We start from the raw sequence: 13,325 nt of genomic DNA, 5'->3' as shown, positions 1-13,325 counted from the left end.
TTGGCTTTACCATTCTAAGCAATATTTATTAAAGCGAAGGCAACCCTGTGCTAAAAAAAATAAAACACCTTTCACTGGCCATCCCTCTGCTAGCAAGTGCTGTTAGCGTACAAGCAAAACCACTCTCGCTAGAGCGTATTTTTGACGACCCGAGTTTATCGGGTAAATCTCCAGTGCAATTAAAGTTTTCGCCCGATGGCAATCGCGTTACTTATTTACAAGGCAAAAGTGACGACTATAACCGCTACGACTTATGGGAATATAACTTAAAAGATAACACCAACCGTATGCTGGTCGATTCGGCTAAGTTATTCTCGGGCCCAGAGAACCTCTCTGACGAAGAGAAAGCACGCCGCGAGCGCCAGCGTATTTTTGGCCAAGGTATTCTTGAATATAAGTGGTCTAAAGATGGTAAAGCGTTATTGTTCCCACTTAACGGCGATTTGTATTACTACGAACTAGCAGCAAATAAAAGTAAAAAACTCACCAATACCGAGGCATTTGAAACCGATGCTCGCTTTTCGCCAAAAGGTAATTTTGTATCTTTTATTCGCGAGCAAAACCTGTACGCTTTAGCGCTCGATTCTGGTAAAGAAATTCAACTAAGTAACGATGGCGGCGGCATCATTAAAAATGGCATGGCCGAATTTGTTGCACAAGAAGAAATGAGCCGTATGACCGGCTATTGGTGGGCCGACGACGAGTCTAAAATTGCCTTTACTCGCGTTGACGAAAGCCCAGTAAAAGAAGCGCTACGCAACGAAATTTACGCCGACGAAGTAAAACTATTCAATCAACGTTACCCATTTACTGGCACTAACAACGTTAAAATACAGCTTGGCGTAGTTACCTTAAACAATCAGCAAGTGGATTGGGTTGATTTAGGCAAAGATGAAGATATTTACCTTGCCCGAGCAAAATGGTTAAAAGATAGTAATACGCTCTCGTATCAATGGCAAAACCGCTCACAGCAAACGTTAGAGCTGCGCTTTTATAACAGCAAAACTAAAAGCCAAAAAGTAGCGCTCACCGAAAGTAGCGATACCTGGATAAACTTACACTTTGACCTTGAGTTTTTAAAAGACAAAAAGCATTTTGTGTGGGCGTCTGAGCGTGATGGTTTTAAACATTTATACCTTTATCGCACCAATGGCCAATTAGTACGTCAAATTACTAACGGCGAATGGGCGGTCGATAGCTTAAAAGGCATAGATGAGAAAAAAGGCCTCGTTTACTTTTCAGGCAGAAAAGACACCCCACTCGAAAGCCACTTATACAGTGCCTCGTTATTTAAAAAAGGCGATATTAAACGCATTACCGAGCAAGGCCAATATCACGACGTCGTACTTGCCAAAGACAACAAAACCTTTATTGATAATAGCTCGGCGGTTAATCAGCCAAACGCTGCAGCTCTGCGTAAAATAAATGGCGAGTTTATTACTTGGCTTGAAGAAAACAAGCTAGATAACACGCACCCGCTTACGCCTTACTTAAGTGATTTAGCGACGCCTGAATACGGCACACTTAAAGCCGAAGACGGCCAAGTAATGCATTATAGGTTATTTAAACCAAGCAATATAAGTGACGGTAAAAAACATCCTGTTATTGTGAACGTATACGGTGGCCCACATGCACAGCGAGTAACTAATAGCTGGCGTAGTAAAAACCTATATTTTCAATATATGGCGCAACAAGGCTATGTGATTTTTCAACTTGATAACCGCGGCTCATACAACCGTGGCAAAAAGTTTGAAGATGCTATTTATAAAAATTTAGGTGAAGTAGAAGTTGCTGATCAAATTAAAGGCGTGGAATTTTTACGTACGCTTGATTATGTAGACCCACAACGTATTGGTATTTACGGCCACAGTTATGGCGGTTACATGGCACTAATGACCATGTTTAAAGCTGGCGATTACTTTAACGCCGGTGTTTCTGGCGCGCCAGTAACCGACTGGGCACTTTACGACACTCATTATACTGAGCGTTATTTAGGCCACCCGGCCACTAATGCTAAAGGCTATGAAAACAGTGCGGTATTTCCGTATATTGACGGCTTAAAAGGTCCATTAATGATTTACCACGGCATGGCCGACGACAATGTGTTGTTTACTCACGCCACTAAACTATTTAAACAATTACAAGATACCAATAAACCGTTTGAAATGATGACCTACCCAGGTTCTAAACACAGCCTACGCGGTAAAACAGTGCAAACGCACCTACACCAAACCATTACTAACTTCTTTAATCGTCATTTTGATGTTAAATAATAACTAAAGATTACAAATATAGACTAAAGGCTGATTGTTTAATCAGCCTTTTTTTGTTCAATTGTAACTTAATAATAACCTATGTAAACAAACCACTTAAATACAAAAATTCTAAATGTAGCAACAACTAATTTCAGGCTGAACAGTGTTTAAGCTCTAAAGCTGCTTAATTATAAGAATGAATAGAGACAAAGCTTAGCTAATATTTTTTATCTACGCTTATAGACAGTAATACAGTATATACCTACTAAAGGAATAAATTTATGCTCAACCTTCGTCGTTTTACTATTTCACAACGCTTTGCTTTACTAGTAGGTATAGTTATTTTTGGGTTAATTATATTAAGTGTTTCAATCTTAACGAACCAGTATCAAGCATTAAAAAATGAGCAATATCTAAAAACTCAGAATGTTGTAGAAACCGCCTATAGCGTTATTGAACACTATTATAATCTTGAGCAAAGTAATGCCCTCACCCAACAACAAGCGCAGTCGCAAGCTTTAGCTACAATTAGTGCCCTTAGGTACGATAATACCAACTATTTTTGGATAAATGACTACCACCCAAAGATGATAATGCATCCATTTAAGCCAGACTTAAATGGTACAGATTTAACTAATAACAAAGACCCCGATGGCACAGCATTATTTGTAGAAATGGTAAAAGTGACTCAACAAGCAGGTTCAGGGTTTGTACCTTATAAATGGCCAAAGCCTGGTAAAGATAAACCAGTTGATAAAATAGCGTTTGTGAAAGGCTTTAACCAGTGGCAATGGATTATAGGCTCTGGCGTATACCTAGACACTATTGACAGCGCATTTGCTGAGCAACGTAATTTAATAATTATAAATGCAGTGGTAATGATTATTGCACTGATTTTATTAAGCTACTTTATTGGTAAAAGTATAATTACTCCAACACGCTTAGCTGCCGACATGATGAAAGATATCTCCCAAGGTGAAGGCGATTTAACCCGCAGTTTAAATGAAAACGGTAATGATGAAATTTCTGAACTAGCGCATTCGTTTAACTTATTTATATTGAAAATGCGTGAATCGTTAACGCATGTATCGCAAAGCGCGCACGATGTTAATCAACATGCGCATACCGTTGACGAAGCAAGTAAAACAAGCCAATCATTTATTGAATTACAAAACGACAGTAGCACTCAGGTAGCTGCAGCAATGGAGCAAATGACCCATCAAATTCATGATGTGAGTCGCAATGCTGAAGCCGCCGAGCAAGCTGCAAACGATGCAGCTAGTAATGCATCATCAGGTAAAAATGTCGTTGCCAATACAATAACAGCGATTGAAACACTCTCCAGTAATATAGAAACCGTGAGCCGAGTTACCGCCGATTTAGCCAGCGAAAGTAATAATATAGGATCGGTACTTGAAGTAATTAGAAGTATTTCAGAGCAAACTAATTTACTTGCCCTTAATGCTGCGATTGAGGCTGCCCGTGCAGGTGAACACGGCCGTGGGTTTGCCGTTGTCGCAGACGAGGTGCGTACTTTAGCAAGCCGTACTGGTAAAAGCACCGACGAAATTCAAGCTATGATCACTAAGCTGCAAAACGGTGCAAAAGCAGCGGTAGAAGCGGTGAAGTCGAGTCAAGCTCTTTCAGCATCAACGGTTGAGCAGGCATCATCAGCAAACACATCATTAAATGAAATTGAACGCTTAGTTAGTGTGATCACCGAAATGAACAGTCAAATAGCGCGTGCTACTGAGCAACAAACTTTAGCTGCAGATGAAGTGAACCTGCGTATTAACGACCTAGCTAATTCAACTAAAGAGTCACTCGATAATACCAAGCAATTAACCGGTGCCAGCGAGCAGTTAAAACAAAGTAGCTCACAACTCTCAAGTGTAGTAACTCGTTTTAAATTAGATTAAAAATTAAAAGCCCTGTATTTACAGGGCGTTGTTAATTACTACTTTATGGTAATTACAAACAGTAACTAGCAAATAAACTACTTACCGAGGCTGCCGTTGGCTTGCCATGCTGCCAATCGCCGCCCTCTACTGCGCTACCCGCTATGTCCATATGTACATAAGGTAGTGGCTGAGCTGAGTCGTTACCATGCTTGTCTAAGCCGCCAACAATTGCTAAAAACGCCATAGGGAACTGATGACCTCGTGCCGTTACAGCCGATGCTGCGTTATTACTAGAAAGTACATCGTCTGCTAAAGTACGCGGCTTGATAAAGTCATAATCTTCACGACGAGAACGCGATACTTCTGCGCCATCGGCCCATAAGTCGCCGTTATCAGCGAGCTTTCGTGAAATATTAGCACTACGTGCTGGTCCATTTTCAACGTAAGCACCATAAGGGCCCATAGCACGGGCTGCATGGCCAGTTAAAGTGGCCACAGTAAATAGCGTTGGGTTAATTTGGTTTTTAGCTAAATCTTTCATTTCACTTAATAGGTCGCCCATTGCTAAGCGCCCTTCTGCATCTGTATTACCTATGCGTACTCGCACACCTTCACGGCTAGTAATAATTTCATCTGGTACAAAACAATCAGAGCCAATTGAGTTACGCACTACCGCTAAGTAAGCAATTACTTTAACCCCCTTAGGTTGGTAGTCGGCTACAGCTTTCATAAAGCCAGCCACAGAAGCTGCACCGCCTTTATCGCGGCTCATGCCCGCCATATGGCCGCCCACTTTTAAATCAGCGCCGCCGGTATCGTATACCAAGCCTTTACCTACAAACATGAGTGTACGAGTTACCTCGCCCTCTGGTACATATTCTAATTTAACTACACGTGGGTGATGATGCTCAACCGCGTACGATGCGCGAGCTACTGTGCTAAGCATAGGGTAGTTTTTATCTATAACTGCAAGGTCATCAATAACATCAACTGCAACATTGCTGCCTTTAAATAAATCAACACAGTAATCTGCAAAACGTGGCGGCGCCATGCGCTCAGGCTCAGTACCACATAAATCACGCGCTGCGTATTGCCCAGCAGCAAGTGCGTTAACTGCTTTAATTGTTTGCTCTGTGGCATCAATCAAACCAATTTGCGTAATTGGCTCAATAGCCTCGCCATGGTATTCGCGCGCTTCTAATGGCTGCCACAATGCTTGGCAGGTTCCTAAGTAAGCAACTTCTAGCGCATGCTGATAACGGCTGTCGGCATTTATATTAGGTAAGTAAATAGCAGGGTTAACACTGCCCGAGGCTTTAGCTTCATTTATTGCTAATTTTGCAGCATCAAAATAACGGCGTACATCGTCGTAATCTCTATTTAATGGCCCAGTAGGCGCCAGTACTACACGTTTATTGTTAATAACTAATAAAGTTACTTGCTTACCGATACGTGAATCTACTTTTGCTTGCGCTGCAATAGCATCGCGTAATGGGTTATTAGTTAATTGAGAAAAGTCATCACTAATTATAATAAGTGCGTCATGCGCGTTGCATTCAAGGCTAGCGCTCACTGGCTGAGCCACTACTGCTTTAGGGTATGCCATAAATAAAGGTCCTGTTAAAAACATAAGCCTCTATTATCGTTGATTTGAATATTGAAGACCAGCAAGCTGCGATAAGCTCCCAGCTTAAGTTAACATGCGCTGGCAACTTGTCACTACAGGGTTTACATATCGAGTATGCTCAGCTGCAAATTGTGTTGCGGCTGATTCTTTATTCCTACCCCAATACCTAACAAACGCACTGGTTGCTGTAAGCCGCGTTGATACGCTTTAGCTAATAGTTCGCTAAAAATATCGCTATTTAATTGCTGATGCGCCTGATCGGCTGAGGTCACTACAAAATTAGCAAATTTCACTTTAACACTGAGTTTATTTACCTGATTTTGCAGCTGCTGCTTGTTTAGTCGAGTGGTTAGCTCCTCAAGCAGTGAAGGAAGTTGCTCTAGGCATTCTTGTAAACTATTTTTATTGTACTCATACGTATGCTCAACGCTTAGCGATTTACGCACGCGCTCTGTAGACACCCGGCCTATGTGTTCACCAGCACACTTTTGATATAACGACACGCCAAAATTACCTACATATTGCTGCATCCAATTTACGCCTTTTTCGCGTACATCTTGGCCTGTATACAAACCTTTTAAGTTAAGCTTTTCGAGCGTGACCTTACCTACACCCGGAATTTTACCCAGCGGTAACTGTGCTAAAAAGGCATCAACCTGATCGGGCAATACGACAAACTGACCATTGGGTTTATTTTCGTCACTGGCTATTTTGGCAATAAATTTAATTGGCGCAATACCAGCCGAGGCGGTAAGCCCTGTGGCATTATAAATATCAGCACGAATTTGCTGCGCAATAAACGTAGCGCTGCCTTTACACTGCTCACTTTGGGTTACATCTAAATAGGCTTCGTCAAGAGAGAGAGGTTCAATTAAATCTGTATAGCGACTAAACACGGCACGTATTTGCGTCGACACGTCTTTATAAACAGCCATACGCCCAGGCACTATAACTAAGTCGGGGCATAATTGTTTGGCATGATAGTTAGACATAGCCGAGCGCACGCCATACTCCCGAGCAATATAATTTGCAGTAGAGAGTACGCCACGGCGACTATTGCCACCAATTGCAAGTGGTACATTGGCAAGTTTAGGGTTGTCGCGCATTTCGACCGCCGCATCCGTGAAACTTCGGGTGAAAAGCGTAAGTTGTTTATAATTGGCAAGCCAATGCTTTGATAAAAAAAGATTTTACTGCTTAAATTAACTTACGAAAATCACTTACATTAATTTCTAATAAAATTAAAAATTTTTCTTAGGAGGTAGATAGATTATAGTTATTATTTATGCCAGCTATTTTTCAACAACCGACACAAATTTTGTGTTCATGTAATTTAATAACCACGGCGAATTTTAGCTTTTAAAGTACTATGGAAGTCGCTTGCAGACTTAACTCCTACAGACCCTACTGACTCAAACATATTACGATTATAAACTGATTCTCGCTGCTCATTTTTATATGCTGCAATAAATAAATCCAAGTGTTGCATACTATCCATTTTCGGCCACATCTCTAAATATTCAGGTAAAGAGCTATAACTAGAACGATAAGAAGCAATCCGTTTAGCAGATATTGTTGCCTCACCTATTTCAAAAGGTACCCACCAAGATGTAGCCGTTTCTTTCGATACAACAGCAATTAAGTGAGTACACATAGCTATATTTTTTGTAATGACTGTCGTTATACTTTCTGTCGATTGAGACTCTGCATCTAAAACATCTAAGTAAGTCTTAATACCATTAATTTTTAACCGTTCGTCAATCTGCAGGGCTAAATTTCGGTCTAAATGTTTATAACTAATAAATACACTCATTAGAAATGTCCTCTTTTTGCTAATTCACGGTAATAAGCTCCTAGAGCAGTCAAACGACATCCCTTAGAGTTTATCGCTGCAAAGTACATATGTTCAGCATCGACTGGTTCTATTAAACTATGCCTATTGCATTGCTGCAGTTGAGAAAAAACTTCTCCCAACTTAGGATCAAAGTCAGGGTGTTCTGGTTCATGAGATGGTGTCAAAGCGAATACTGACTCAGCTTCAGGAAACCATTCAGGTAACCTTCTCAGTGTTTCTAACGGTACAAGTGGTGCGTGCTCTTTTAAAGAAATAAATTCAGAAACATTGGTTTTAAAAACAGGTCGCTGTTCCCAAGGGCCAAGTGCATTATCAACAAAAGAATATAAGCTACCAGGGGTAACGTGCCCTAATACATTAACAGCTCCTCCGTGCAATGCTTGAAGTAACAGTCTAGTGAAAACTCCATGTCCGGCACACTCTTGCGCATACTCATCTTTTCTACATGCAGTTAAGATAGTAATACCATCACTAATTACACTTGAGCCACCTCTCAATTGCTTACTTTCTCCAGCTCCGCCAGCTTCACAGCAGTCAAGAATAATAATTTTATTTTTTATCTCGGTTGCATTACTAGCCCAAGTAAGTATGTCACTTACACGAATACCGTCGCTTGTATTTCTATAATCTTGGGGCAGAATCATTCCTTCATGAAGATTGGTATCGAAGCAGCCATGACCTGCAAAATATAGTAATGAAACATCGCAAGAACCAGAAAATAGCTCTTGAATTGATGCTTCTAAGGCATGCTTACTAAGATTATCTTCTGCAGTAGTAAAAGCTTTACTGTGAAAATTAGGAGTACCTGATGCATGTCTTGTTAAAATAGAAGCCATCTCTATTGCATCATTATTGCAGCCACTTAGTTTATTAATGAAGGTATAGTCGTTTACACCTATAAAAAGAGCTTTTCTCATTTTTTATCTCCCTTAAGCCAAGCGGCGAATTGCTGAAATAACGCTTTCAGTAGACCAGTTACATATTTCATCTGCTGCACCTTTAACTACTGAAGACGTATTAGTTGCCCCATATGGTTTTACAGCTAAAATTGGCTTTCCTAAACGTTTAGCTATGGCGATTTCTTTATTTATCCATTTACTATAAGTTGAGTACACGCCCATCATTATTATTACTACTGAACTGGCTTTAACTTTATTCTCAATAGCTACCTCAAGCTGCTTATCTGTTCTTGCTCCAATAATAGGGTTTGATTCAGGAACAGAGTAGTTCCTAAAGTTAAAAAGCGGTCTATTTCTAAGTAAGGTAGTTAAGCTGTTGTATTGATACCCATAATTCCATGAGTGGGAAATAAATAAGTGGTAAGTTTTCATTTGGAACCTCATTCTGGTTAATAATATATTTTTAACCAGACCCCGTGGATTTGGTTAATAAAACAAGGTTAACCCACAAACCTGGTTAAATAAAGTTTTTTAATCAGATTTATTTAATTAATTTATAAACAAATTCTTTACCGCCAGATTCAGCGATTTCTTCAACTCTTTTGGCATAGCCCAATTTGAAAATATTTTTGAGGCGAGTACTTGCGTTTTGCGTTGTAATATCGAAATGAGTAGATACTTGATTAGTTGTTACTTTTTGCTTAATTATTAAAAAATCAGTGAGCTCTTTAACAGAGTTGGCCATATCTGGCCCTATAAAAAATACTTTTGTATGATTCCATACAGTCATAGGTTGGTTTTTTGCAATAGCACCATAAGTCCAATTATCAATTAAATCCTCATCCTGAAGATCTGTGAGGTAGATAAACTTTTCTCCTCTGTAGTGCTTTGCTAAAGCCATAACACTTTCTCGCGGAAAAGAAGCGTCGGTAGCTTCAATACCTTTAAGTGAAATCCCAAATGTATCCAGCTCTTGTCGGGACTCAATCATTTTATATAGTTTAGAATATACATCTTTACCCTTAACATTCCCATTAGGGAGAGTATCGCCTGTTATATCTAATAATTTTATCAACATAATTCGTTCTGATTAATTATATTTATTTAACGAGATTGTAGCATATTAACGCAGATAAAAGTCAAAACATATATGGGTTCCAAATATTTTTATGAGATCTGCGCTATAACTGGATTCATTAAGCTTTCCATCTACATAATTTAGCGTAAGCTCAAATCCTTCTTGCCTTACACAAATTGTTGCATCAAACCTTGCAGCTTGTCTCGCACTAACTTTAAGTCCTAAACCTCGGCCTAAATAGTTAACATCATTGGCACCACTTACACCGCCAGACTGCAGAACCTCATATAATAAATGAATGTCTGAATTTTCATTGTTCGGAGGGTACTTATTATGTAATTGAGGGTATCGTTCGGCTAAAACAGGCCTCAGCGTACCAATGATACCTTTCCCGCTATCAGAAAAAACAGTCTGAACTTTCGTCCTATTTTTACTTTTATTATAGACTTGAAGCGCTGCCACTCCTGGAGTCGGGGTTTGTGAGTGCTCAATAATATTGTTGATAAATTCAGCAATAAAACCAAATGCTGCATTGGAATGTTGCTCACCCGCTAATTCGATAAACGAGTTTTTTAGCTTTACAGGTAAGTTCGTTTGCTGTGTTTCAGCTGGAATTAAAACGAACTCCATTATTTTATTATTACCACCATAATAAGAAGAACTATCTTTTCTCTGAGGAAGTACAGTTACAGACTCATGAAAAGTTTCAAATAATCCAATTCTACACAAATATGAAAATGACTTAGGGCACCCAGTAAAATCAAGAGTAACGTGCTTACCTATAGATGCTAACTGATTAACTAAAGATAATAGTCTAGAAATAGCACCTAATAATATTGAGCAGTTATAAAACTCAAATCTTACAGTTTCTATAGAGTCACACCAAACATCACTTCCTTCTTTAAGAAGTGCTTCAAAGTCACAAGTAGTTAGCCAACCACTCTTTTCAAATCGAAGTACGGCACCTATATTAGCTAAAAACCATTCATTTTGTCGTTCAATAAATGTACCGCTTTTGTCATGGTATAAAAAAGAATTTACGCTCTTTTTTTCAAGGCTTAGTTTTCTAGCTATTTCTTTACCTTTTAACCCTGGATTATTAGTGAGCAACTCAACTATTTTCGCTTTCATACAACCCCACTACTAGCGACTAAAAAATTTAATAACCTTTTCCCGAATGGAGCTTTCTTATTCATATAAATACTTCTGAAAACCAATAAACGTATCGCGTATCGCGGCTGGTGATCCAAACTCAATAGCGGCGTCGTTAATGGTGTTGTATTTAAGCTCTACTAGGCTACGCATTTTTTTAGGTGCGAGTTCTTGAACGCCATCTTCAATGTATTTACTTAATATAAAGTTTATAAACTCTTGTTGTTTATAATCGGTAAATGCGGAGTTTATTTTAGGTTTTGCTTGTTGGGCTCGCTCGGTGCGTGTTTGTGCCTCTGAGGCATATGCTACGTACGATAAAACATCGTATACATCGCTGTCTTGAGCATCAATTACGGCCTTCATGCTGTCGAGTTTTTCACTGTCGTAACCCGCTTCAGTTAAGTCTTCTAATAGCTTTTCGCGGGTGGTTGGGTCACTCCAAATTTCACGTAGTTGGTCTTCGTTTTCAAAAAAGTGCGGTAAATCGTCAAACATACGTTCAACAAATTCTTTAGCTGTAATGGGCTTGCCTTCTGCACTCCAGTACATTGCTGAAGATATATGCTTAATTTGTCGTGTACGGCCGTCTGAGAGCTTTATTTCGATCTTTTCACACACACATGGTCTTTCGCCACATTTTTCACAGCTTTCAGGCTCTGGCTTTTCACAAACACACGGCTTTTGTTCACACACCTTACACGGTTTCTTTTCACCGGCACCATCGCCACCAGTGTCTTCACATTGGCACGGGGTTGTACCGCACTCAGGGCACACTTCGCTGGGTATTGGCTCGCCATCCCAAGCAGGATCAGCAAAGTTATGATGGGCTTTTACAAAATCATAAATGGTAAAATAGTCTTTACCATCGTAAGTACGTGTGCCTCGCCCTATAATCTGCTTAAACTCAATCATATTGGTACAAGGGCGCATGAGCACAATATTACGTACGTTACGCGCATCAACGCCGGTAGAGAGTTTGCGTGATGTGGTTAAAATTGTCGGAATCGTTTTTTCGTTATCACAAAAGGTTTTTAAGTCGTTTTCACCCGCTACGCCATCGTTAGCGGTAACACGAACACAATAGTTAGTGTTAGTAGTCCAGCCCTTTTTAACTGCATACTGATTAATAAAATCGCGTACCATACCGGCATGAACTTGTGTTGCACAAAACACGATAGTTTTTTCTTTAGGATTAAAGCGATCCATCCAATAGTGTACACGGCGCTCTTCGCGCTTAGGTATGGTAATAATGCGATTAAAGTCGCCTTCTTTATACAGTTTACCTGGCTCAGGATCGCCTTTTACAACAACACCATCCCCCTCTATGTACTTGTACTCATCCATAGTGCCAACAATCGGTAACACTTTAAATGGCGTTAAAAATCCATCGTTAATACCTTCTTTAAGGGTATAACTGTAAACAGGCTCGCCAAAGTAACCATAAGTATCAGCGTTATCGGTACGCTTGGGTGTTGCGGTTAAGCCTAGCTGTACAGCAGGGGCAAAGTGTTTAAGAATATCGCGCCATGCACTTTCATCATTTGCGCCACCACGGTGACATTCATCAATAATAATTAAATCAAAAAAGTCAGCTGGGTATTGTTCGTAATACGGGTTCTCTGCCTTTTTGATTGGTGTATTTTCATCTTCTTCTGTTGTGGCTTCTTTTAATTCGGTTTTAGGCCCACACATTAGCGTATGAAAAATTGTAAAAAATACGCTGGCATTTTTCGGTACGCCGCCTCTTTTACGAATATCGTCAGGGGTGATACGCACAATGGCATCTTCACCAAACGGGCCGAAATCGTTAAATGCCTGATTAGCTAAAATATTACGGTCGGCCAAAAACAAAATACGCGGGCGCTTTTTAGCAAGACTTATATCTTTTTGTGCGGTTAAGCTCCATCGGGTTTGAAATAACTTCCATGCGGTTTGAAAGCCAATACAGGTTTTACCCGTACCGGTAGCCAGTGTAAGCAGTATGCGGCTTTTGCCTTGAGCAATGGCTTCAAGGGCATTATGAATGGCGTTTTCTTGATAATAACGCGGTGCCCAATCACCCTTTGCTTCAAAGGGAATAGTAGAGAATGCATCACGCCAAGCGGTGGTAAAAGAGGCTTCTGGTATATCGCCTTTTTGCTCAAAGGTTAAATCCCATAACGCTTGCGGAGACATATATTCATCTACCAGCGTCTCAATGCCGGTGAGCATATCAATCTGGTAGATATCATGGCCGTTGGTGGCATACGCAATACGACATTGCAGGCGTTGTGCGTAGTCTTTGGCTTGGCGTACTCCTTCGCTGTAGGTCAGGCTTTCTTTTTTGGCTTCGACTGCTGCAAGCTTGCGGCCTTTGTATACCAGCACATAATCACACGGCACTTTATTAGCACGTTTACCGCCAGCCATAATTTGGCCAGGGCAGATAAGTTCGCGGCGAATAAAGCTGTTATCAACTTCACCCCAACCCGCAGCCACAATCTTAGGGTCGATTAGATTTGCTCTAGTATCCGCTTCGTTCATACTCATGGTTTCACTAACCCCAATATTTTTGC

The 13,325-nt window shown here is 40.2% G+C and carries 10 protein-coding genes; 2 read left to right on the top strand and 8 right to left on the bottom strand.

The features are described from left to right. Positions 1–47: 47 nt before the first annotated feature. Both CIK86_RS01645 and CIK86_RS01640 read left to right on the top strand, forming a co-directional pair. Entirely contained in the window at positions 48–2,273 is a 2,226-nt protein-coding gene (locus tag CIK86_RS01645; protein ID WP_086993183.1) for a S9 family peptidase, read from the top strand. Between the two features lie 263 nt (positions 2,274–2,536). Beyond that, positions 2,537–4,174 carry a methyl-accepting chemotaxis protein gene (locus tag CIK86_RS01640; RefSeq protein WP_086993184.1) on the top strand — a complete coding sequence of 546 codons (1,638 nt, stop codon included), beginning with the start codon at positions 2,537–2,539 and terminating at the stop codon, positions 4,172–4,174. Positions 4,175–4,226: 52 nt separating this feature from the next. Here the strand turns inward: CIK86_RS01640 and CIK86_RS01635 are convergent, their stop codons facing one another. The 8 genes from CIK86_RS01635 to CIK86_RS01600 all read right to left on the bottom strand — a co-directional run bounded on the left by CIK86_RS01635 (position 4,227) and on the right by CIK86_RS01600 (position 13,299). Then, positions 4,227–5,762, bottom strand: a complete 1,536-nt coding sequence (locus CIK86_RS01635; protein ID WP_086993185.1) for a leucyl aminopeptidase family protein — start codon at positions 5,760–5,762, stop codon at positions 4,227–4,229. A 122-nt stretch (positions 5,763–5,884) separates the two neighbouring features. Next, a complete protein-coding gene (dinB, locus tag CIK86_RS01630; protein ID WP_086993186.1) occupies positions 5,885–6,889 on the bottom strand; it encodes a DNA polymerase IV in 1,005 nt (334 codons plus the stop codon). A 227-nt stretch (positions 6,890–7,116) separates the two neighbouring features. Continuing rightward, the gene (locus CIK86_RS01625; protein WP_086993187.1) at positions 7,117–7,596 is read right to left on the bottom strand and encodes a toll/interleukin-1 receptor domain-containing protein; all 480 of its coding nucleotides are present in this window, start codon (positions 7,594–7,596) and stop codon (positions 7,117–7,119) included. Beyond that, positions 7,596–8,555: a caspase family protein gene (locus tag CIK86_RS01620; protein WP_086993188.1), complete on the bottom strand. Its 960-nt coding sequence runs from the start codon at positions 8,553–8,555 to the stop codon at positions 7,596–7,598. The genes CIK86_RS01625 and CIK86_RS01620 overlap by 1 nt, the downstream gene beginning before the upstream one ends. 12 nt (positions 8,556–8,567) lie before the next feature. Further along, positions 8,568–8,969: a TIR domain-containing protein gene (locus tag CIK86_RS01615; protein ID WP_086993189.1), complete on the bottom strand. Its 402-nt coding sequence runs from the start codon at positions 8,967–8,969 to the stop codon at positions 8,568–8,570. Positions 8,970–9,078: 109 nt separating this feature from the next. After that, the gene (locus CIK86_RS01610; protein ID WP_086993190.1) at positions 9,079–9,615 is read right to left on the bottom strand and encodes a DNA-binding protein; all 537 of its coding nucleotides are present in this window, start codon (positions 9,613–9,615) and stop codon (positions 9,079–9,081) included. Positions 9,616–9,660: 45 nt separating this feature from the next. Beyond that, positions 9,661–10,746, bottom strand: coding sequence for an ATP-binding protein (locus CIK86_RS01605; protein ID WP_086993191.1), 1,086 nt, complete (start codon positions 10,744–10,746; stop codon positions 9,661–9,663). Between the two features lie 57 nt (positions 10,747–10,803). Further along, entirely contained in the window at positions 10,804–13,299 is a 2,496-nt protein-coding gene (locus tag CIK86_RS01600) for a DEAD/DEAH box helicase family protein (RefSeq protein ID WP_086993192.1), read from the bottom strand. Between the last annotated feature and the right edge of the window lie 26 nt (positions 13,300–13,325).

Origin of the sequence: Pseudoalteromonas sp. JB197 (genome assembly GCF_002332205.1) — a bacterium.
Classification (GTDB): Bacteria; Pseudomonadota; Gammaproteobacteria; order Enterobacterales; family Alteromonadaceae; genus Pseudoalteromonas; species Pseudoalteromonas nigrifaciens.
This window is presented reverse-complemented; position numbering and strand designations above follow the sequence as displayed.

What these genes read in the sequence shown, in the direction of transcription:
- CIK86_RS01640 (WP_086993184.1), top strand. Translation starts at nt 2,537, where the DNA reads ATGCTCAACCTTCGTCGTTTTACTATTTCACAACGCTTTGCTTTACTA.
- CIK86_RS01635 (WP_086993185.1), bottom strand. Translation starts at nt 5,762, where the DNA reads ATGGCATACCCTAAAGCAGTAGTGGCTCAGCCAGTGAGCGCTAGCCTT.
- dinB (WP_086993186.1), bottom strand. Translation starts at nt 6,889, where the DNA reads ATGCGCGACAACCCTAAACTTGCCAATGTACCACTTGCAATTGGTGGC.
- CIK86_RS01625 (WP_086993187.1), bottom strand. Translation starts at nt 7,596, where the DNA reads ATGAGTGTATTTATTAGTTATAAACATTTAGACCGAAATTTAGCCCTG.
- CIK86_RS01620 (WP_086993188.1), bottom strand. Translation starts at nt 8,555, where the DNA reads ATGAGAAAAGCTCTTTTTATAGGTGTAAACGACTATACCTTCATTAAT.
- CIK86_RS01615 (WP_086993189.1), bottom strand. Translation starts at nt 8,969, where the DNA reads ATGAAAACTTACCACTTATTTATTTCCCACTCATGGAATTATGGGTAT.
- CIK86_RS01610 (WP_086993190.1), bottom strand. Translation starts at nt 9,615, where the DNA reads ATGTTGATAAAATTATTAGATATAACAGGCGATACTCTCCCTAATGGG.
- CIK86_RS01605 (WP_086993191.1), bottom strand. Translation starts at nt 10,746, where the DNA reads ATGAAAGCGAAAATAGTTGAGTTGCTCACTAATAATCCAGGGTTAAAA.
- CIK86_RS01600 (WP_086993192.1), bottom strand. Translation starts at nt 13,299, where the DNA reads ATGAGTATGAACGAAGCGGATACTAGAGCAAATCTAATCGACCCTAAG.